Raw genomic sequence first — 19,483 nt, 5'->3', positions numbered from 1 at the left:
GTGATCCGCCTAGCGTCGGCCGTGCTGTCCGTCAGATGTACGAGCCGCACCCGCGGCACCGGGCAGCGATCGCCGAGTCCCCGTCAGGCGCGAGCCTGGGGAGCCGGGGACCCACACGTCCCTGGGGTGAATCGGGCCGCCTCGCCAGAGGGGCCCGTAGGAGACCTTCCTGCTCCGAACCCGTCAGCTAACCCGGTAGGCGAGAAGGAAGGAAAGGATCAGCCTCTCCATGGCCTTTGGCAGCCGCGCCTCCGGTAAGCACCGTGGTTCCAGCCGTCTGAGCCGCAAGACCGCCGGTTACGCCGGTGTGGCCGCTCTCGCGACCACCGGTGTCGTGGGCACCCTCGCGGGCCCGGCGTTCGCCGCCTCGGACAACACCGCCTTCTCCGGCGAGGACACCGGGCTGAACGCGGTCGTCACCGCCGCGGACGTCGCGGGCGACGTCGAGGCCCAGGCCGAGGCCCAGCAGGCCGCCGCCGAGGCCGCCGCCGCCAAGGAGAAGGCCGAGGCCGACGCGAAGGCCCGGGCCGCCGAGGCCAAGCAGAAGGCCGAGGAGAAGGCGCAGGCCGAGCGCGAGGCCGCGGAGCGCGCCGCCCGCGAGGAGGAGCGCAAGCGCCTCAACACCTTCGTCTCCCCGCTCGACGACTCCTACGTCTCCACCCAGTACCGCGCGGGCGGCGGCATGTGGTCCTCCGGCAGCCACACCGGCATCGACTTCCACGCCGCGTCCGGCACCTCGGTGCACGCGGTGGGCGCCGGCACCGTGGTCGAGGCCGGCTGGGGCGGTGCCTACGGCAACAACGTCGTCATCAAGCACAACGACGGCACCTACACGCAGTACGGCCACATGTCCTCGCTGAACGTCTCCGTCGGCCAGCAGGTCACCCCGGGCCAGCAGATCGGCCTGTCGGGCTCCACCGGCAACTCCAGCGGCCCGCACCTGCACTTCGAGGCCCGCACCGGCGCCTCGTACGGCTCGGACATCGACCCGGTCGCGTACCTCCGCTCGCACGGCGTCGACCTCTGACCAAGGCGCGCCGACACGCGTCCGCGCCCACGCTCCGCCCGAAGGCCCCGGCTCACCGAGCCGGGGCCTTCGGCGTCGCGATCGGCGGTCGTCACGGTGGCGCGGCGCGTGGCCGTAAATACCCGTGCTTTCCGGCCGCGCTCGGAAAATTTCACTGGTTGTCATAGAGTCACCGTACGATCCCAGTACGGTCACGGCATTTCTCGCCGGCAATCGGAAAAGCGGAGGTCCGGCCTTGCGTATTCCCGCGCACGCGGTATGCACTGCAATCCGCGACGACATCGTCTCCGGAGCGTTCGAACCGGGCGGCAGGCTGACCGAGGAGGTGCTGGCCCGCCGCTACGGCGTCTCGCGCGTCCCGGTCCGCGAGGCGCTGCGGACCCTGGAGTCCGAGGGCTTCGTGACCACCCGTCGGCACGCGGGCGCCTGTGTCGCCGAGCCCACCGAGCAGGAGGCGGCCGACCTGCTGGAGCTGCGGATGCTGCTGGAGCCGCTGGCGGCCTCGCGGGCCGCCCGCCGGCGCACCGAGGGTCACCTCAAGGTGCTGCGGGGGCTGGTCAGACTGGGTCAGGAGCGGGCCAGGCAGGGCCGGGGCGAGGACCTGCGGGCGCTGGGGAGCTGGTTTCACGAGACGCTGGCGCAGGCCTCCGCCAGCCCCGGGCTGATCGCGCTGCTGGCCCAGATGCGGCACAAGGTCGCCTGGATGTACGTCGTGCAGGCGCCGGCCCGGCCGGTGGAGTGCTGGGCGGAGCACGGCGCGATCGTGGACGCGGTGGCGCGCGGGGACGCCGAACGCGCGAAGGCGCTGACGGCGCTCCACGCCGAGCGGACGAGCGGGGCCTACCGGCTGCGGGTGAGGACTTCGCAACCTGCCGTAAACACGGCGAGTGGTTCGCTTTAACAGGAGCGGCGTATGAATAGGGGGATGCCGCGTCCGCGGCTTTTCCCGCAGGCCCCCGTATTTCTCCGCCCCGGCCATACGAATTCCGGGTGCTCCGGAATTCGTATGGCCCGGGCAGGGGAGTGGAAAACAGAGAAGCCGCGGTCCCGGAATTCTCCGGACGCCGCGGCTCCACCGTCCGTGCGGTGTGAACCCGAAGGGGTCAGACGGTCTCGGGGAGCTCCTCCAGTCCCTCCGCGACCAGCTTCGCCAGGCGGTCCAGGGCCACCTCGGCGCCCTCGGCGTCGGAGGCCAGGACGATCTCCTCGCCGCCCTGGGCGCCCAGGCCGAGCACCGCCAGCATGGAGGCGGCGTTGACGGGGTTCCCGTCGGCCTTCGCGATGGTCACCGGGACGCCGGAAGCGGTCGTGGCGCGGACGAAGATCGAGGCGGGACGGGCGTGCAGGCCCTCGGCCCAGCCGACGTTGACGCGGCGCTCTGCCATGGTGATGCCCTTCAGGTTCTCACTGTTGTCTAGACCAGTCTCTCACGACGCCCCGGGTGCTCCCACCGGCCTCCGGCCGACCTCCGGACCCGGTTCTCCCGCCGCTCGACGTACCCCAGCTTGCACCGGTTCGCACGGCGCCGCCGGATGCGCCGCGCAGGAGCCTTCCCGGCCGACCTGGCCTTAAGATCGCCGCATGACCACCGCGTCGGACCCCTCGTACCCGGCCCACTGGGAGGCGGACGTCGTCCTGCGGGACGGCGGCACGGCCCGGATCAGGCCCATCACCACCGAGGACGCCGGGCGGCTGGTCAGCTTCTACGACCAGGTCTCCGACGAGTCGAAGTACTACCGCTTCTTCGCCCCCCACCCCCGGCTCTCCGACCGCGACGTGCACCGCTTCACGCACCACGACTACGTGGACCGCGTCGGCCTCGCGGCCACCGTCGGCGAGGAGTTCATCGGCACCGTCCGCTACGACCGCATCGGCCCCGACGGCCGCCCCGCCTCCGCCCCCGCCGACGAGGCCGAGGTCGCCTTCCTCGTCCAGGACGCCCACCAGGGCCGCGGCGTCGCCTCCGCCCTGCTGGAGCACATCGGCGCGGTCGCCCGGGAGCGGGGCATCCGCCGGTTCGCGGCGGAGGTGCTGCCCACCAACACCAAGATGATCAAGGTGTTCACGGACGCCGGCTACCAGCAGAAGCGCAGCTTCGAGGACGGCTCCGTCCACCTCACCCTCGACCTCGAACCCACCGCCGAGTCCCTCGCCGTGCAGCGCGCCCGCGAACAGCGCGCCGAGGCCCGGTCTGTGCAGCGGCTGCTGGCCCCGGGCTCGGTCGCGGTGGTCGGAGTCAGCCGCTCCGGCGCCGGCGTCGGTGCGGCGGCCCTGCGCAACCTGCGCGACAGCGGCTTCCGCGGCCACCTCTACGCCGTGAACGAGGCGCGCGCCCCCGGGATCGAAGGGGACCTGCTGGAGGGCGTCCGGGCCTACCGCTCGCTCCGCGAGATCGACGCCCCCGTCGACCTGGCCGTCGTCGCGGTCCCCGCCGGGCGCGTCCCGCAGGTGGTGGCCGACTGCGGGGAGCACGGCGTCCAGGGGCTCGTCGTCCTGTCCGCCGGATACGGGGAGAGCGGCCCGGCCGGGCTCGACCGGCAGCGCGAACTGGTCCGCCAGGTGCGCTCGTACGGGATGCGGCTGATCGGGCCGAACGCCTTCGGCGTGATCAACACCGCCCCCGAGGTGGGCCTGAACGCCTCGCTCGCCCCCGTCCCGGCCCCCGTCCCCGGCCGGATCGGCCTCTTCACGCAGTCCGGCGCGATCGGCATAGCGCTGCTGGCCGCCCTGCTGCGGCGCGGCGAGGGCCTGTCGTCCTTCGTCTCCGCCGGCAACCGGGCCGACGTGTCCGGCAACGACATCCTCCAGTACTGGTACGAGGACGAGGCCACCGACGTGGCCCTCATGTACCTCGAAACCCTCGGCAACCCGCGGAAGTTCACCCGCCTCGCCCGCCGCACCGCCGCCGTCAAGCCGGTCGTCGTCGCCAAGGGCGGCCGCCACACCCCGGCCGGCCACGTGGTCCCCGGGACCAGGCTGCCGGAGGCCACCGTCTCCGCGCTGCTGCGGCAGGCCGGCGTGATACGGGTCGACACCGTGACCGAACTGGTGGACGTCGGCCTGCTGCTCGCCTCGCAGCCGGTGCCGGCCGGGCCGCGCGTGGCGATCCTCGGCAACTCGGAGTCGCTCGGCTTCCTCACGTACGACGCCTGTCTGGCCCAGGGCCTGCGCCCCGGCGCCCCGCGCGACCTGACCACCGGGGCCACCCCGGCGGACTTCGGCCGGGCCGTGGCCGACGCCCTGGCCTCCGACGCCCACGACGCGGTGGTCGTCACCGCCATCCCGTGGGTGGACGAGGAGGTGAGCGCCGGCGCCGACGACCTGGCCGACGCGCTGCGCGACGCCGTGGCCGCGCACCCCGGCAAGCCGGTGGCGGTGGTCCACGTGGAGCTGGCCGACTTCGTGGCGGCCCTCTCCCGCGCCGACGTCCGCATCCCCGCCTACCCGGCCGCCGAGCGGGCCGTACGGGCCGTCGCCGAGGCCGTGCACTACGGGCAGTGGCGGCGGGCCGATGCCGAGTCCGGGCACGTCCCCGAGTACGAGGACATCGACGAGGCCGGGGCCGCCGCCCAGCTCGCCGGGCTGCTGGCCGGGGTCGTCGACGGCGACGGCGTGCTCACCCTCGCCGAGGCCGACGCCGCGGCGCTGCTGGCGCGGTACGGGATCCGGGTGCTGCCCACCCTGTCCGCGGCCACCGCCGACGCCGCGGTCAAGGCCGCCGAGGTCCTCGGCTACCCGGTGGCGCTCAAGACCACCGCCCCGCACCTGCGCCACCGGGCCGACCTCGGCGGCGTACGCCTCGACCTGGCGGGCGAGGCCGCGCTGCGCCGCGCGTACGGGGAGCTCACCGCCCTGCTCGGCTCGCCGGCCGAGCTGCTGCCCGTGGTCCAGGCCATGGTCCCGCGGGGCGTGGACACCGTCGTGCGGTCCGTCATCGACCCCGCCGCCGGCGCCGTCCTCTCCTTCGGGCTCGCCGGCGTCGCCTCCGAGCTGCTCGGCGACACCGCCCACCGGATCGTGCCGGCCACCGACCGGGACGTCGCCGGACTGATCCGGTCCATCCGGACCGCGCCGCTCCTCTTCGGCTGGCGCGGCAGCGACCCCGTCGACACCCCCGCCCTGGAGGAGCTCCTCCTGCGCCTCTCCCGCCTCGTGGACGACCACCCCGAGGTGGTCGGCGTCACCCTGGAACCCGTGGTCGTCGCCACCGAGGGCCTGTCGGTGCTGAGCGCCACGGTCCGCATCGCCCGTCCCCCCGCCCGCACCGATCTCGGTCCCCGGACGCTCCCCAGCTACTGAGCGCGTCCGGGGCGGCCGGGGCGCCCCGGACGGGCCTTAGGATGGACCCCATGGCGAAATCCGGTACGACGACCCAGGGGCTGCGCGCGGCGATCGAGCGCAGCGGCTACTACCCGGCCCTCGTGGCCGAGGCCGTGGAGGCCGCGGTGGGCGGCGAGCCGATCTCGTCGTACCTGGTCCACCAGGAGACGACGTTCGACTCCAACGAGGTGCGCCGGCACGTGACGGTGCTGGTCCTGACCGGCAACCGGTTCATCGTGAGCCACACCGACGAGCAGGCCGCCGACGCCGGGTCCCCGTCGCCGTACGCGACCACCTCCACCGAGTCCGTGAAGCTGTCCGGGATCTCCTCGGTGGTGCTCAGCCGCGTCGTCGCCAACCCCGAGTCCTACACCCCGGGCACCCTGCCCCGCGAGGTCGTCCTGACCATCGGCTGGGGCGCGGTCTCCCGCATCGACCTGGAGCCCGCCGCCTGCGGCGACCCGAACTGCGACTCCGACCACGGCTACACCGGCAACTCCACCGCCGACGACCTCAGCCTGCGCGTGAGCGAGGCCGGCGACGGCCCCGAGGCGGTCCGCCAGACCCTGCTCTTCGCCCAGGCGCTCTCGGAGGCGACCGCGGCGACCGCCTCCCCCGCCCGCTGATGTCCTACTCCGCACCCGCGAACTGGGACGAGCCCGAGCTGCTGGACCTGGCCGGCGCTCCCGTCCCGCAGTACGGGACGGGCTCACTCGCCGACCTGCTGCCGACCCTCGTGGCCGGTCAGGGGGTCCCCGGGTTCACCGCCACCATCGCCGAGCTGACGCCGGCCGACCGCAACTGCGTGTTCCTGGTCGACGGCATGGGCTGGGAGCAGATCAAGGCTCACCCGGACGAGGCCCCGTACCTGACCTCCCTGCTGGGCACCTCGCGCGGCGGCACCGGCCGCCCGATCACCGCGGGCTTCCCGGCGACCACGGCCACCTCGCTGGCCTCCGTCGGCACCGGCCTCCCGCCGGCCCGCCACGGCCTGCCCGGCTACGCGGTCCGCAACCCGGCCACAGGCGAGCTGATGAACCAGCTGCGCTGGAACCCGTGGACCCCGCCCGCGCCCTGGCAGCCGTACCCGACCGTCTTCCGGCTGGCGGACGAGGCCGGGGTGGCCACCGCCCAGGTGTCCTCGCCCACCTTCGCGAGCACCCCGCTCACCAAGATCGCGCTGAGCGGCGGCACCTTCGTCGGCCGGATGACCGGCGAGGAGCGCATGGACCTGGCGGCCGAGCGCCTCGCCGCCGGGGACCGCTCGCTGGTCTACACGTACTTCAGCGAGCTCGACGGGGCCGGCCACCGGCACGGCGTCGACTCCGACGCCTGGCGCGGCCAGCTGATGTACGTCGACCGGCTCGTGCAGCGGCTCGCCGAGCAGCTCCCGCCGCGCACCGCGCTGTACGTGACCGCCGACCACGGCATGGTCGACGTCCCGTTCGACGAGGACTCCCGGATCGACTTCGACGAGGACTGGGAGCTGGGCGCGGGCGTGGCCCTGCTCGGCGGCGAGGGCCGGGCCCGGCACGTGTACGCGGTCCCGGGCGCCGAGGTCGACGTGCTGACCGTGTGGCGCGAGGTGCTCGGCGACCGGTTCTGGATCGCGAGCCGTGAAGAGGCCCTGGAACTGGGCTGGTTCGGCCCGCCGGGGGAGTGCGACGAGCGCGTCCTCGGCCGGATCGGCGACGTGGTCGCGGCCGCGCACGCCGATGTCGCGATCACCGCGTCCGTGAACGAGCCCAACGAGTCGGGGCTTACCGGAATGCATGGTTCCATGACCGCGGCCGAGCAGCTCGTCCCGCTGCTCGAAGTGCGGACCTGACCGGCTCGACCACCCCGCCCGACTCCGATCCGACCCGTGGGGCCGCCCGGCCCCGCACCCTGCCTGACCACGACCCGGAAGGTCCCGTTTCCTCCATGCCTGAACTGGTGTTCTTCTCCGGCACGATGGACTGCGGGAAGAGTACGTTGGCGCTCCAGATCGCCCACAACCGCGACGCGCGGGGCCTGCAGGGCGTCATCTTCACCCGCGACGACCGGGCGGGTGAGGGCAAGCTGTCCTCGCGTCTGGGCCTGGTGACGGAGGCGGTCGAGGCGCGGGAGGGCATGGATCTGTACGCGTACTTGGTCGCCCAGCTCTCGAAGGGCGGCAAGGCGGACTACGTGATCGTGGACGAGGCCCAGTTCCTCGCGCCCGAGCAGATCGACCAGCTCGCCCGCATCGTCGACGACCTCGACATGGACGTCTTCGCCTTCGGCATCACGACGGACTTCCGCACGAAGCTGTTCCCGGGCTCCCAGCGCCTGATCGAACTGGCGGACCGCCTGGAGCAGCTCCAGGTGGAGGCCCTGTGCTGGTGTGGGGCCCGGGCCACGCACAACGCCCGTACGGTGGGCGGCGAGATGGTCGTGGAAGGCGCCCAGGTGGTCGTCGGCGACGTGAACCGCCCGGCGGAGGAGATCGGCTACGAGGTCCTCTGCCGCCGCCACCACCGCCGCCGCATGACCTCGGCCGCGGCCCACGCGGGCGCCCTCTCCCCGGACGTCCTGCCGGTCAACCCGGCCTGAGGGCCGCCGCCGCGCGCGGCCCCCCACCGGGCGCCGCGGCTGCGGGGCTCCGGGCGGCCGTCAGAAGCCGTTGCCGGGGCGGAGCTCGACGAGGGCGAGGACCGCCCCCTCCGGGTCCGCAACGGTGGCGACCCGGCCGGTGAGGCCCTCCCGGGGCGGCTGGACCACGCGCCCGCCCAGCCGGTGCACCAGGGCGGTGGCCGCGTCGGCGTCGTCGACGGCGAAGTACGTCATCCAGTGCGGCCCGCGGTCGTGCGGGAGGGAGCGCCCGACGCCGTGCACGGCGGCGACCGGTCGGCCGTCCAGCAGCAGGGTCAGGTAGTCGAAGTCGGCGGCCGGGGCGGCCGGTGCCGCCGAGGCGGGGGCCATGGTGCGCTGTACGGCCTCGTGGCCGAAGACGTGCTCGTAGAACTTGCCGACGGTCGAGGTGTCCTGGGTGACCAGCTCGGCCCACACGGGGGTGCCGTGGACGCCGGAGAGCCGGGTCCCCACGCGCTCGTCGGCCTGCCAGAGCCCGAAGACCGCCCCCAGCGGGTCGGAGCAGATCGCCGTCCGGCCCGCGGCGCCGGCGTCGAGCGGGCCCACGGCGACCGTGCCGCCGCAGGAGCGGACGGCCTCGGCCGCCGTGTCGGCGTCGTCGGTGGCGAAGTACGTGGTCCAGGCCACCGGAAGGTGCCGGTCCGGCGGCATCTCGCCGATCCCGGCGACCTCCTGTCCGCCGAGCAGGGCGCGGACGAACGGGCCGAAGGGCTCGGGGCCGGGCTCGTACTCCCAGCCGAAGAGGTCGGCGTAGAAGGCCTCGGTGCTCCCGAGGCCGTGCACCATCAGACTCGACCAGCACGGGGTGCCGGGTGGGCGCCGCGTCGTGTGTGCTGCCTCGGTCATGTCAGCAGTCTCCTCCCTCGTGGGGCTGTGCCGGACCAGATGGTTGCACTCCGGCGGGTCCGGCGCGCCCCGACCGGCCGGGATTCGCCGGAGCGGGGGTAGATGACCGAATCGGTGCGGCCCGTCGGTATCGGGCTTGTTACGCGGGCCGCGGGGCGGGGAGGAAGATGGCTGCATGACTGCGAACTCTGCGATTCTCTCCGCCGCCGAGCTGGCGGCCGAGCTGGCCGGCCCGCGGCCGCCGGTGCTGCTGGACGTCCGCTGGCAGCTGGGCGGCCCCGACCTGCGGTCCGCGTACGAGGCCGGCCATCTGCCGGGTGCGGTGTACGTCGACCTCGACCGCGAACTGGCTGGTCCGCCGGGGGCGGGCGGGCGCCACCCGCTGCCGGACCCGGACGAGTTCGGGGCGGTGATGCGCCGGGCGGGTGTGAGCGCGGACTCGGACGTGGTCGTGTACGACGGGGGGCTGGGCTGGGCCGCGGCCCGCGCGTGGTGGCTGTTGCGCTGGACGGGGCACCCGCGGGTCCGGGTGCTGGACGGGGGCCTGGCCGCGTGGACCGCGGCGGATGGTGTGCTGACGGACGAGCCGCCGACGCCTGTACAGGGCGATTTCAAGCCAAGTCCGGGAGCTGTCGGTCTGCTCGACGCGGACGCCGCGGCGGCCCTCGCGCGCAGCGGGATCCTGCTTGACGCGCGGGCGGGGGAGCGTTACCGGGGCGAGGTGGAGCCGATCGACCCGGTCGGCGGGCACATCCCGGGGGCGGTGTCGGCGCCGACGACGCAGAACGCCGGCCCGGAGGGGCTGTTCCTGCCCGCGCAGGAGCTGCGGGCCCGCTTCGCCGGGCTGGGCGCGGACGGCTCCGTCCCGGTGGGCGTGTACTGCGGTTCGGGCGTCTCGGGGGCGCACGAGGTGTTGGCCCTGGAGGTGGCCGGGATCCCGGCGGCGCTCTACGCAGGCAGCTGGTCGGAATGGTCCTCGGACCCGGAGCGGCCGGTGGCCACGGGCCCGGACCCGCAGTAGCCGGGACGGTCACTCGAACGCCGCGCGGGTTGGCCGGATACGTCCGGTCCGCCCGCGCGGCGATTCGAGGGCGGTCACTCCTGCTTCTTGCGGCGGGTGCCGAAGACGATCTCGTCCCAGCTCGGGACCGCCGCGCGGCGGCCGGGGCGGACGCCGTCGGCCTCCGCCTGCCGGTCGGTGGTGCCCGTCAGGCGGTCGCGGTGGCCGGCCACCGTCCGCGGCATGAGGACGTCCGCGTACGCACTGCCCGCGCCCGCGCCCGCGGAGGCGGCCGGGGGCTCCTCGGCCTCCGCCTCCTCGGCCGGGGGTTCCTCGCGCTCGGGGACCACGAGGTCCCCGCGGAAGCTCGGTACCGCCTCCAGCAGGCTGGTCAGCGTGTCCCGCTCCTCCTCCGGCTCCGGTGCGGGTGCCACGGGGCGCTCCGGCCGGTCGAGGGTGCGGTCGAGCGGCCGGTCCCGGGGCAGCCGGGCGATCCTCGGCACGAACGGGTAGCTCGGCTCCGGGGCGGTCGGCAGGTCGTCGGCCTCGCCGATCAGCGCGCGGGCCTCGTCGTCCACGGCCACGACCAGTCGGCGGGGCGGGTCGTAGGTCCAGCTCGCCGAGTGGGTCTCGTTCACGACCCGGTAGACCAGCAGGACCTCCCAGGTGCCGTCGTCGCGGCGCCAGGAGTCCCACTGGACGGAGTCCTTGTCCACCCCCCGCAGCAGCAGGCGCTCCTGCACGGCCTCGCCGAGCTGGGGCCCGGTGTTCTCACCCGGGCGGCGGACGGGGGTCTTGCGGGCCCGCTCCGCCATGAACGCGCGCTCGGCGAGCACCGGGCCCTCGAAGCGGCGTACGCGGTCGACGGGGATGCCGGCGAGCTGAGCGACCTCCTCCGCGGAGGCGCCGGCCCGTATGCGCGCCTGGATGTCGCGGGGGCGGAGGTGGCTCTCCACCTCGATCTCGATCTGGTTCAGGCGCGCGCGGTCGTTGCGCACGGCAGCCCGAAGCCGCTCGTCGATCGGAAGCGTGTACTCCGTGCTGTCCGCAGCCTTGAGCACCAGTCGTGTGCCGTCATTCGAGACGGCCACGACACGCAGTTCGGGCATGGGGACCTCCCGGGTGGTGCCTGCCGACGTCACGTGCGTCGCTGCTTCCGCTAGTCGAGTGTGGCCTGCCCGGGTGCAGCCTGCCACAACCTTGCCGAGTTCAACCGGCGTGTCGGGCATGCGCCCTTGATCGCCGTTATGGCACGGTTACCTGTTGGGCACGCACAGTGACCAGATGGTTACTGTGCGCAGCAGGTACCCGTGCAATGCCGCGGCATCACCGGTCCGAGTGCCGCTCTCTCCGTCAACCGGCCCCCTCTCCTGGGTCCGGACAGCCGAAAGGAAGGACGACCCCAGGCCTCGCCACAGTACTCCATTCGGGCCACCGCGGTGGACCGCCGCGCCGCCGAACGTGCGGGTGTCGGCGGCTGTTGGGCTGCCCGGATCGCATCCGACCTGCAATCGTGCCCGATTTCAGGTGCCTTGGTGCACAGAATCCGCAGAAACGGAGTCACCCGCTTCGCTCGGCAGTCGTGTGACTGCCGGGAGCGACGAGGTGCCAGAGCCCAAGAGTGGTGGGACACACACCGGGTGACGGCGAGACAGGACTGGACGGGCAGGACCCGCCCCGACCGGCCCGCCCCGCCCCGGGCCGCCCCCCCCCGCCCCGGCCCGGCGCGACTCGCGCCGCGCGGTGCCGGACCGGGGCGGGGGCGGGGCTCAGTCGCCCAGCACCCGCCTCAGGTAGTCGTTGCCGAAGAGCCGGTCCGGGTCCAGCCGGTCCCGCAGCGCGGTGAACTCGCCGAACCTCGGGTAGGCCTCCGCGAGGTAGGCGGCGTCCCGCGTGTGCACCTTGCCCCAGTGCGGCCGGCCGCCGTACGCGGTGAAGATGCGCTCGGCGGCGGTGAAGTAGGCCTGGTACGGAGTGCCCTTGTACATGTGCACGGCGATGTACGCGGTCTCCCGCCCCGAGGCCGTGGACAGCGCGATGTCGTCCGCCGGGGCGGTGCGCACCTCCACGGGGAAGCTGATGCGCAGCCGGGAGCGGTCGACCATCGCCTTGAGCTCCCGCAGCGCCTCGACGACGCGCTCGCGCGGAAGGGCGTACTCCATCTCCACGAACCGCACCCGGCGCGGGCTGGTGAACACCTTGTACGGGATGTCGGTGTAGCTGCGCGCGGACAGGGCGCGGCTGGCGATGCGGGCGATGCCGGGGATGGTGGCCGGGACCGCGCGGCCCAGGGAGTTGACGGCCTGGAAGACGCCGTTGGACAGCAGCTCGTCCTCGACCCAGCCGCTCACCGGCCCGAGCGGGGCGGCGGGGCCCTGGCTGCGGTTGTTGCGCTTGGTGTTGCAGTTGCCGGTGTGGGGGAACCAGTAGAACTCGAAGTGCTCGTTCTCCGCGAAGTGCTCGTCGAACTCCGCGGTCACCCGGTCGAAGCGCATCGGCTCCTCGCGGGCGGTCAGGAGGAACAGCGGCTCGACGGCGAAGGTGATCGCGGTGACGACGCCCAGCGCTCCGAGGCCGATCCGGGCGGCCGCGAAGACGTCGGGACTCTCCTTCTCCGAGCAGGTCAGCAGCCGGCCGTCGGCGGTGACCAGCTCCAGGCCGCGGATCTGGGCGGCGATGGAGGCCGAGTCGCGGCCGGTGCCGTGGGTGCCGGTGCCGGTCGCGCCCGAGACCGTCTGCTCCATGATGTCGCCCATGTTGGTGAGCGACAGGCCCTCGGCGGCGAGGGCCCGGTTGAGGTCCTTCAGGGCCGTGCCGGCCGCCACCGTCACGGTGCCCGCGGCCCGGTCGACACCGAGGATCCCGGTGAGGGCCTGGGGGCGCAGGAGCACCCCGTCGGTGGCGGCGGCCGCGGTGAAGGAGTGGCCGCTGCCGACCGCCTTCACCCGCAGCCCGTCCTCGGCGGCCCGGCGCACGGCCTCCTGGACCTCCCCGACCGAAGCAGGGGCCACCACCCGCGCCGGTGCGGCGGTGACGTTGCCCGCCCAGTTACGCCACGCTGCCGGATTCGGCGGTGTGCCCGGTGCCCCCGGCTGCTTGCGTCCTGCTGTGACCGTCCCCATCGTCAGCTGGCTCCTCCCCTTGCGCCGACCTCGTCAGCCGGCGGTAACCCGCGAACGCGACCGCCGCCGCGGCGACACCCGCCGAGATGGAGACGACGTACCCGGTCCTGGCACCGGCGGCGTCGATGACCCAGCCGGCCACGGAGGACCCGAGCGCGACACCGACCGCGAGGCCGGTACTGATCCAGGTCATGCCCTCGGTCAGCTTCGCGCGTGGTACGTGCGCCTCGATCAGGGCCATCGTGGTGATCATCGTGGGAGCGATCGCGAGGCCCGAGACGAAGAGCGCCACGGCCAAGAACGGCAGGTTCCCGGCCAGTAGGAGGGGGATCATACTCACGGCCATCGCACACACGCCCAGTACCCAACGGCGTTCGGCCTTCCCCTTCAGGTGGAGGAGGCCGAAGACGATGCCCGCGATGCAGGAGCCGGCCGCCCAGATCGCGAGGATGAAGCTGGCCGCGGACTTGTGGCCCTGCTCCTCGGCGAAGGCCAGGGTGACCACGTCGATGGAGCCGAAGATCGCGCCGGTCGCGACGAACGTGGCCACCAGAACCTGCAGGCCGGGGGAGGACAGCGCGGAGCTGCGGCCGTCGGCGGCGGGGTCGCGCGGGTGCGGGGGCGGCTCGGTGGCGCGCTGCGCCGTCAGCCACCAGACGCCCACCAGCAGGCAGAGCGCGGCGACCAGCGGGCCCGCCTCGGGGAACCAGGTGGTCGACAGCCCGATGGCGAGGATCGGGCCGAAGATGAAGCAGACCTCGTCGACGACGGACTCGAAGGAGTACGCCGTGTGCAGCTCGCGCGGCCGGTCGCGGTAGAGCGCGGTCCAGCGGGCGCGGATCATCGAGCCGACGCTCGGCACGCAGCCCGCCAGCGCCGAGAAGACGAAGAGGGTCCAGTCCGGGAGCCCGTTCGCCGCGGACAGCAGCAGTCCGGCGACCGCGGCGAGCGCGATCAGGGTCGCCGGGCGGAGCACCCGCCGCTGTCCGTACTGGTCCACGAGGCGGGAGACCTGCGGGCCGACGACGGCGGCCGACAGGGCGAGGGTCGCGGTGAGCGCACCGGCCAGCGCGTAGCGGCCGGTGATCTCGGAGATCATGGTGAGGATGCCGACGCCGACCATCGACAGCGGCATCCGGCCTATGAAGCCGGCAGCGCTGAACCCCTTGGTGCCGGGGGCGGCGAAGATGGCGCGGTAGGGACTGGGCAAGGTGCCCTCCGTAAGGGACGTCGCTGGCCCATACAGGTTACGTGTGCCGACAGGCGCCCGCACGGGGATGATCCAGACAGGAAGTTAGGTTTACCTTACCTGCGATCGGCGGGGGTGGAGCGTGGCGGGCCCGTTCCCCGCGCGGGGCGCCGGGTGGCAGGATTCGAGGCATGTCAGACCAGCTCCGTGCCGCCGCCCCGCCCCCGGCCCAAGGCCCTGCCGGCCCCTACGACGCCCTCCTGCTGCTCTCCTTCGGCGGCCCCGAGGGCCCCGAAGACGTCGTCCCCTTCCTGGAGAACGTCACGCGCGGGCGCGGGATCCCGCGCGAGCGGCTCAAGGAGGTCGGGCAGCACTACTTCGGCTTCGGCGGGGTCAGCCCGATCAACGCGCAGAACCGCGAGCTGCTGGACGCGCTGCGCAAGGACTTCGCCGAGAACGGGCTGGACCTGCCCGTCTACTGGGGCAACCGGAACTGGGCGCCGTACCTGACCGACGTGATGCGGGAGATGGCCGCCGACGGCCGCCGCCGCATCGCCGTACTGGCGACCAGCGCCTACGCCTCGTACTCGGGCTGCCGCCAGTACCGGGAGAACCTCGCCGACGCACTGGCCGCCCTGGAGCAGGAGGGCGTCGCCGAGCTGCCGCGGGTCGACAAGCTGCGGCACTACTTCAACCACCCCGGCTTCGTACGGCCGATGATCGACGGGGTGCTGGCGGCACTGGAGTCGCTGCCGCAGGAGGTACGGGCCGGCGCCCACCTGGCCTTCACCACGCACTCGATCCCGACCGCCGCCGCGGACGCCTCCGGCCCGGCCGGGGAACACACCGCGGACGGCGCGGGCGGGGCGTACGTCCGGCAGCACCTGGACGTCGCCGAGGTGATCGCGGACGCGGTGCGCGCCGAGACGGGCGCGGCGCTGCCCTGGGAGCTCGTCTACCAGTCGCGCAGCGGCGCCCCGCACATCCCCTGGCTGGAGCCGGACGTCTGCGACCACCTGGAGGCGCTCCACGGGGCCGGCGCGCGGGCCGTGGTGATGGTGCCGATCGGCTTCGTCTCCGACCACATGGAGGTCATGTACGACCTCGACACCGAGGCCATGGCCAAGGCCGCCGAGCTGGGGCTGCCGGCGGTGCGCTCGGCGACCGTCGGGGCCGACCCGCGCTTCGCGGCGGCGGTCCGGGAGCTGCTGCTGGAGCGGGCCGCGGCGGAGCGCGGCGAGCCGGTGGAGCGGTGCGCACTCGGGCTGCTCGGGCCGAGCCACGACCTGTGCCCGGTCGGCTGCTGCCCGGCGCGCTCCGCCCGGCCGGCGGCCGCGGGGGCCGACAGCCCGTACGCGTGAGGGGGAGCGGACCGTGACATCCGAGACCCACGCGCGGCCCGGGGCCCCGGACGGGCTGGCGGCCGAGCTGCTGGAGGTGGCCCTGGAGGCCGCCGGGGCCGCCGGCGCGCTGCTGCGCGACGGGAGGCCGGCCGATCTGGCGGTGGCCGCGACCAAGAGCAGCCCCATCGACGTGGTGACCGAGATGGACCTCGCCGCGGAGAAGCTGATCACCGGGGTCCTGGAGCGGCGGCGGCCGCACGACGCGCTCCTGGGCGAGGAGGGCGCCGACCGGGCGGGCACCAGCGGGGTGCGCTGGATCGTGGACCCGCTGGACGGCACCGTCAACTACCTGTACGGCCTCCCCTCCTGGAGCGTGTCCGTCGCGGCCGAGTACGAGGGGGAGACCCTGGTCGGCGTCGTGGCGGCGCCGATGCGCGGGGAGACCTTCCGCGCGGTGCTCGGCGGCGGCGCCTGGCTGGGCGGGACCCGGCTCGCCTGTCGGGCGGCCGCGCCGCTGGACCAGGCCCTGGTGGCCACCGGGTTCGCCTATCTCCAGCCCCGCAGGGCGCAGCAGGCGGAGGTCGCCCGAGAGGTGGTCCCGCGGGTGCGCGACATCCGGCGGGGCGGGTCGGCGGCCATCGACCTGTGCGACGTGGCCGCGGGGCGGCTGGACGCGTACTACGAGCGCGGGCTCAACCCCTGGGACCTGGCGGCGGGGGTGCTGATCGCCCGCGAGGCGGGGGCGCTGACCGGCGGCCGCCCGGGGCGGCCCGCCTCCGGCGAGCTGGCGCTCGCGGGCACCCCGGCCGTGTTCGAGGCGCTGCAGCCGCTGCTGGAGGCGGCCGGGGCCTGGCACGACTGACCGCGCGGGGTCCTCGGCGACCGGGGCCGTGCCGGCCCCGCCTCCGGTCCTGGCCCGGACGTCCTCCGGTCCTGGCCCGGACGTGCAGGGACCCCGACCGCCTGGAGGGCGGCCGGGGTCCGGGGGTGGGTGGGGGAGGATCAGCAGGCGGAGACAGGCACTCCGTGTTCTGCGGCGAGGCGCTGGAGATCCTCCAGTTCGGCCTGTTCCACGTCCACGAGGTGGTGGTCGCCCGTCTCACGGGCGTGTTGGAGGTCGGACTGCGTGGTCCTGATGCGCTGCAGGAGACCTGCGGTGAATGCGTCCATGGTGGGTTCGCCCCCTCTTCATGGGTCGGCGGCGGAACGCGGCAGTCCGCCGTCAGGGAGTGGTCGGGGTGTGCTGACGTCCTCCCCGGCACCCTGGGCCCAGAAACCTCGCGAGCCCAAGGAATCCACACTTCCGCCCCGGATCGGCCCCCGTGTGGCGCCTTACAGCCGGTTTACGGCCGAAACGGGCAGGATGGTCGGCGCAATACACGTGTGCCCTGAGGGCTCGGAGGAAGGAAACGACGTGCGCGTACTCGTCGTCGAGGACGAGCAGCTGCTCGCCGATGCGGTGGCCACCGGACTGCGCCGCGAGGCCATGGCCGTGGACGTCGTGTACGACGGCGCCGCGGCCCTGGAGCGCGTCGAGGTCAACGACTACGACGTCGTCGTGCTGGACCGGGACCTCCCGCTCGTGCACGGCGACGACGTCTGCCGGAAGATCGTCGAGCTGGGCATGCCCACGCGCGTGCTGATGCTGACCGCGTCGGGGGACGTGAGCGACCGGGTGGAGGGCCTGGAACTCGGCGCCGACGACTACCTGCCCAAGCCCTTCGCGTTCACCGAGCTGATCGCCCGCGTGCGCGCACTCGGCCGGCGTACGACCGTCGCGCTGCCGCCGGTGCTGGAGCGGGCCGGGATCCGGCTCGACCCGAACCGGCGCGAGGTGTTCCGCGAGGGCCGTGAGGTGCAGCTGGCGCCCAAGGAGTTCGCGGTCCTGGAGGTCCTCATGCGGAGCGAGGGGACCGTCGTGTCCGCCGAGCAGCTGCTGGAGAAGGCGTGGGACGAGAACACCGACCCGTTCACGAACGTGGTCCGGGTCACGGTCATGACCCTGCGCCGCAAGCTCGGGGAGCCGCCGGTCATCGTGACCGTGCCCGGTTCCGGATACCGGATCTGACGCGGGTGGCACCCACCCCGGCGCCGCCGTCCGCGCCCCCGAAACCGACCTGGGACCCCGGCCAGCCCGAGGGTCCCTTCCCTTGGCTGCGTCCCACCATCCGCATACGCCTCACGCTGCTCTACGGCGGCATGTTCCTGATCGCCGGGATCCTGCTGCTGTCGATCATCTACCTGCTGGCCGCGCAGGCGCTGCGGGAGGGCAACGCCCTGCCGTTCAAGATCGTCAGCGTCAGCGGGCAGAAGATCGTCGTCTCCAGCCCGACCTGTCCCGGGGTGGGCGGCGAGCAGCCCTTCGACCAGTTCTACGCCGCGATCCAGTCCTGCATGCTCGAACAGCGCCGGCATGCGCTGGACGACCTGCTCAGCCGGTCGCTGATGGCCCTGCTGGGCCTGAGCATCATCGCCTTCGCCTTCGGCTACGCGATGGCCGGCCGGGTGCTCTCCCCGCTGGGCAAGATCACTCGTACCGCCCGCCGCGTCGTGGGCTCCGACCTGACCCGGCGCATCGAGCTGGACGGGCCGGACGACGAGCTCAAGGAGCTCGCCGACACCTTCGACGAGATGCTCGACCGCCTGGAGCGGGCCTTCACCGCCCAGCAGCGGTTCGTCGCCAACGCCTCGCACGAGCTGCGCACCCCGTTGGCGATCAACCGCACGCTGCTGGAGGTGCACCTGTCCGATCCGGGGGCGCCCGTGGAGCTGCAGCAGCTGGGCAAGACCCTGCTCGCGACCAACGAGCGCAGCGAGCAGCTGGTCGAGGGCCTGCTGCTGCTCGCCCGCAGCGAGAACCAGATCGTCGAGCGCAAGCCCGTGGACCTGGCCGAGGTCGCCTCGCGGGCCATCGACCAGGCCCGGGCGGAGGCCGCGGCGAAGGGCGTGGAGATCCGCGGCGAGCGCGCCCCGGCCGTGGTGCAGGGCAACGGCGTGCTCCTAGAGCGGATCGCGCTCAACCTGGTGCAGAACGCCGTCCGGTACAACGTGCCGGAGGGCGGCTGGGTGGAGGTCGCCACCGAGGCCCAGCACGGCCAGGCGGTCCTCGTGGTGACGAACACCGGCCCGGTGGTTCCCGCGTACGAGGTGGACAACCTCTTCGAGCCCTTCAGGCGGCTGCGTACGGAGCGAACGGGCAGCGACAAGGGTGTGGGCCTCGGCCTGTCCATCGCGCGCTCCGTGGCGCGCGCACACGGCGGGCGGATCGCGGCCACCCCGAGGGAGGGCGGAGGTCTCGTGATGCGTGTCACGTTGCCCCTCTGAGTCCCCGAATCCTTGTTCGCCTACAGCTGAATAGCTGCTCTCTGAACAAGTTGAATTCTGTGTGATCGGTCACATGGCCGAGTGTGAGGTCATGTGCGTTCAGTGGCCCAAAGAAGGCGCGGAAGAGCCGGAAAGTCCGGCAAGTCCGGGTTTCCGGCCCCCCGCCCGGCGGAAAATACACCGGGTGGCCTTTGTGCAAGGCGGTCTGCGGACCGTGTACGGTCCCGGTCGTCATCCCAGCCGGTCGCCCCTTCAGGCGCGCGGCTGGGTGTCGATTGAGTAACAGACCTTGATGTGAGGCAAAATCTCCGCCTCAGGTCGGGCACAAGTCCGGCCTCTCGCGCGTTACGTGCGCTGAGACACCGCTAAATCCCAGAGGGGGAGAGCGAAACATGGCAACGGACTACGACACCCCACGCAAGACCGACGAGGACGTCGACAACGACAGCATCGAAGAGCTGAAGGCCCGGCGGAACGACAAGTCGGCCTCCAGCGTCGACATCGACGACTTCGACGCGGTGGAGGGCATGGAGCTCCCCGGCGCGGACCTCTCCAACGAGGAGCTGGCCGTCCGGGTGCTGCCCAAGCAGGCCGACGAGTTCACCTGCATGAGCTGCTTCCTGGTGCACCACCGCAGCCAGCTGGCGCGCGAGAAGAACGGTCAGCCGATCTGCCGCGACTGCGACTGAGAGGCGTCGG

18 protein-coding genes and 1 riboswitch are annotated in these 19,483 nt (G+C 73.4%); of the genes, 12 read left to right on the top strand and 6 right to left on the bottom strand.

Annotated elements, in window-relative coordinates; genetic code table 11:
- Positions 1–60: 60 nt before the first annotated feature.
- A riboswitch (cyclic di-AMP (ydaO/yuaA leader) is annotated at positions 61–216 on the top strand.
- 13 nt (positions 217–229) lie between these two features.
- Together ACSHWO_RS09285 and ACSHWO_RS09280 are read left to right on the top strand one after the other, a co-directional pair.
- Positions 230–1,027, top strand: coding sequence for a M23 family metallopeptidase (locus tag ACSHWO_RS09285; protein WP_361093846.1), 798 nt, complete (start codon positions 230–232; stop codon positions 1,025–1,027).
- Positions 1,028–1,262: 235 nt separating this feature from the next.
- A complete protein-coding gene (locus ACSHWO_RS09280; protein WP_361093843.1) occupies positions 1,263–1,928 on the top strand; it encodes a GntR family transcriptional regulator in 666 nt (221 codons plus the stop codon).
- 202 nt (positions 1,929–2,130) lie between these two features.
- Here ACSHWO_RS09280 and ACSHWO_RS09275 read toward each other — a convergent pair whose 3' ends face one another.
- Positions 2,131–2,412, bottom strand: coding sequence for an HPr family phosphocarrier protein (locus ACSHWO_RS09275; RefSeq protein WP_327278946.1), 282 nt, complete (start codon positions 2,410–2,412; stop codon positions 2,131–2,133).
- Positions 2,413–2,608: 196 nt separating this feature from the next.
- Between ACSHWO_RS09275 and ACSHWO_RS09270 the strand changes: the two genes are divergently transcribed.
- The 4 genes from ACSHWO_RS09270 (at position 2,609) to ACSHWO_RS09255 (ending at position 7,921) form a co-directional block, all read left to right on the top strand.
- Complete coding sequence (locus ACSHWO_RS09270) at positions 2,609–5,326, top strand: bifunctional acetate--CoA ligase family protein/GNAT family N-acetyltransferase (protein ID WP_385843917.1); 2,718 nt, start codon at positions 2,609–2,611, stop codon at positions 5,324–5,326.
- Between the two features lie 50 nt (positions 5,327–5,376).
- Complete coding sequence (locus tag ACSHWO_RS09265; RefSeq protein WP_438311089.1) at positions 5,377–5,973, top strand: DUF5998 family protein; 597 nt, start codon at positions 5,377–5,379, stop codon at positions 5,971–5,973.
- Positions 5,973–7,175: an alkaline phosphatase family protein gene (locus ACSHWO_RS09260; protein ID WP_361093834.1), complete on the top strand. Its 1,203-nt coding sequence runs from the start codon at positions 5,973–5,975 to the stop codon at positions 7,173–7,175. The genes ACSHWO_RS09265 and ACSHWO_RS09260 overlap by 1 nt, the downstream gene beginning before the upstream one ends.
- A gap of 95 nt (positions 7,176–7,270) precedes the next feature.
- Positions 7,271–7,921, top strand: a complete 651-nt coding sequence (locus ACSHWO_RS09255; protein ID WP_361093831.1) for a thymidine kinase — start codon at positions 7,271–7,273, stop codon at positions 7,919–7,921.
- 60 nt (positions 7,922–7,981) lie between these two features.
- Here the strand turns inward: ACSHWO_RS09255 and ACSHWO_RS09250 are convergent, their stop codons facing one another.
- Complete coding sequence (locus ACSHWO_RS09250) at positions 7,982–8,806, bottom strand: VOC family protein (RefSeq protein ID WP_438311087.1); 825 nt, start codon at positions 8,804–8,806, stop codon at positions 7,982–7,984.
- A gap of 175 nt (positions 8,807–8,981) precedes the next feature.
- On the opposite strand from ACSHWO_RS09250, the gene ACSHWO_RS09245 reads away from it, so the two are divergent.
- Complete coding sequence (locus ACSHWO_RS09245; protein WP_361093825.1) at positions 8,982–9,827, top strand: sulfurtransferase; 846 nt, start codon at positions 8,982–8,984, stop codon at positions 9,825–9,827.
- Between the two features lie 74 nt (positions 9,828–9,901).
- Here the strand turns inward: ACSHWO_RS09245 and sepH are convergent, their stop codons facing one another.
- From sepH to ACSHWO_RS09230, 3 genes are all read right to left on the bottom strand, one after another.
- Positions 9,902–10,948 carry a septation protein SepH gene (gene sepH / locus ACSHWO_RS09240; protein ID WP_361093822.1) on the bottom strand — a complete coding sequence of 349 codons (1,047 nt, stop codon included), beginning with the start codon at positions 10,946–10,948 and terminating at the stop codon, positions 9,902–9,904.
- Between the two features lie 627 nt (positions 10,949–11,575).
- Complete coding sequence (locus tag ACSHWO_RS09235) at positions 11,576–12,928, bottom strand: D-arabinono-1,4-lactone oxidase (protein WP_438311084.1); 1,353 nt, start codon at positions 12,926–12,928, stop codon at positions 11,576–11,578.
- Entirely contained in the window at positions 12,855–14,138 is a 1,284-nt protein-coding gene (locus tag ACSHWO_RS09230) for an MFS transporter (protein WP_361093816.1), read from the bottom strand. Before ACSHWO_RS09230 ends, ACSHWO_RS09235 begins: the two co-directional genes overlap by 74 nt.
- A gap of 170 nt (positions 14,139–14,308) precedes the next feature.
- On the opposite strand from ACSHWO_RS09230, the gene ACSHWO_RS09225 reads away from it, so the two are divergent.
- Together ACSHWO_RS09225 and ACSHWO_RS09220 are read left to right on the top strand one after the other, a co-directional pair.
- Positions 14,309–15,478 carry a ferrochelatase gene (locus ACSHWO_RS09225; protein ID WP_385843894.1) on the top strand — a complete coding sequence of 390 codons (1,170 nt, stop codon included), beginning with the start codon at positions 14,309–14,311 and terminating at the stop codon, positions 15,476–15,478.
- 13 nt (positions 15,479–15,491) lie between these two features.
- Positions 15,492–16,322, top strand: coding sequence for an inositol monophosphatase family protein (locus ACSHWO_RS09220; protein ID WP_438311080.1), 831 nt, complete (start codon positions 15,492–15,494; stop codon positions 16,320–16,322).
- Positions 16,323–16,462: 140 nt separating this feature from the next.
- On the opposite strand, the gene ACSHWO_RS09215 is transcribed toward ACSHWO_RS09220, so the two are convergent.
- On the bottom strand, positions 16,463–16,630 hold the full coding sequence (locus ACSHWO_RS09215; RefSeq protein ID WP_385843885.1) for a hypothetical protein: 168 nt from the start codon (positions 16,628–16,630) through the stop codon (positions 16,463–16,465).
- A 244-nt stretch (positions 16,631–16,874) separates the two neighbouring features.
- Between ACSHWO_RS09215 and ACSHWO_RS09210 the strand changes: the two genes are divergently transcribed.
- From ACSHWO_RS09210 to ACSHWO_RS09200, 3 genes are all read left to right on the top strand, one after another.
- Entirely contained in the window at positions 16,875–17,528 is a 654-nt protein-coding gene (locus ACSHWO_RS09210; protein ID WP_361093804.1) for a response regulator transcription factor, read from the top strand.
- Positions 17,529–17,533: 5 nt separating this feature from the next.
- Complete coding sequence (locus tag ACSHWO_RS09205; protein ID WP_385843882.1) at positions 17,534–18,784, top strand: sensor histidine kinase; 1,251 nt, start codon at positions 17,534–17,536, stop codon at positions 18,782–18,784.
- 392 nt (positions 18,785–19,176) lie between these two features.
- Positions 19,177–19,473, top strand: coding sequence for a DUF4193 domain-containing protein (locus tag ACSHWO_RS09200; RefSeq protein ID WP_179178219.1), 297 nt, complete (start codon positions 19,177–19,179; stop codon positions 19,471–19,473).
- Positions 19,474–19,483: the final 10 nt, after the last annotated feature.

It is taken from the genome of Streptomyces pallidus (ex Mingjun et al. 2026) (assembly GCF_051550185.1).
GTDB lineage: Bacteria > Actinomycetota > Actinomycetes > Streptomycetales > Streptomycetaceae > Streptomyces.
Note: the sequence above shows the minus strand (reverse complement) of the source record. Positions and strands in the feature narration are given on the sequence as shown.

Bases quoted from the DNA above. Each gene is read 5' to 3' on its own strand.
- ACSHWO_RS09285 (WP_361093846.1), top strand. From the start codon at position 230: ATGGCCTTTGGCAGCCGCGCCTCCGGTAAGCACCGTGGTTCCAGCCGT.
- ACSHWO_RS09275 (WP_327278946.1), bottom strand. From the start codon at position 2,412: ATGGCAGAGCGCCGCGTCAACGTCGGCTGGGCCGAGGGCCTGCACGCC.
- ACSHWO_RS09270 (WP_385843917.1), top strand. From the start codon at position 2,609: ATGACCACCGCGTCGGACCCCTCGTACCCGGCCCACTGGGAGGCGGAC.
- ACSHWO_RS09265 (WP_438311089.1), top strand. From the start codon at position 5,377: ATGGCGAAATCCGGTACGACGACCCAGGGGCTGCGCGCGGCGATCGAG.
- ACSHWO_RS09260 (WP_361093834.1), top strand. From the start codon at position 5,973: ATGTCCTACTCCGCACCCGCGAACTGGGACGAGCCCGAGCTGCTGGAC.
- ACSHWO_RS09255 (WP_361093831.1), top strand. From the start codon at position 7,271: ATGCCTGAACTGGTGTTCTTCTCCGGCACGATGGACTGCGGGAAGAGT.
- ACSHWO_RS09250 (WP_438311087.1), bottom strand. From the start codon at position 8,806: ATGACCGAGGCAGCACACACGACGCGGCGCCCACCCGGCACCCCGTGC.
- ACSHWO_RS09245 (WP_361093825.1), top strand. From the start codon at position 8,982: ATGACTGCGAACTCTGCGATTCTCTCCGCCGCCGAGCTGGCGGCCGAG.
- ACSHWO_RS09235 (WP_438311084.1), bottom strand. From the start codon at position 12,928: ATGGGGACGGTCACAGCAGGACGCAAGCAGCCGGGGGCACCGGGCACA.
- ACSHWO_RS09225 (WP_385843894.1), top strand. From the start codon at position 14,309: ATGTCAGACCAGCTCCGTGCCGCCGCCCCGCCCCCGGCCCAAGGCCCT.
- ACSHWO_RS09215 (WP_385843885.1), bottom strand. From the start codon at position 16,630: ATGGACGCATTCACCGCAGGTCTCCTGCAGCGCATCAGGACCACGCAG.
- ACSHWO_RS09200 (WP_179178219.1), top strand. From the start codon at position 19,177: ATGGCAACGGACTACGACACCCCACGCAAGACCGACGAGGACGTCGAC.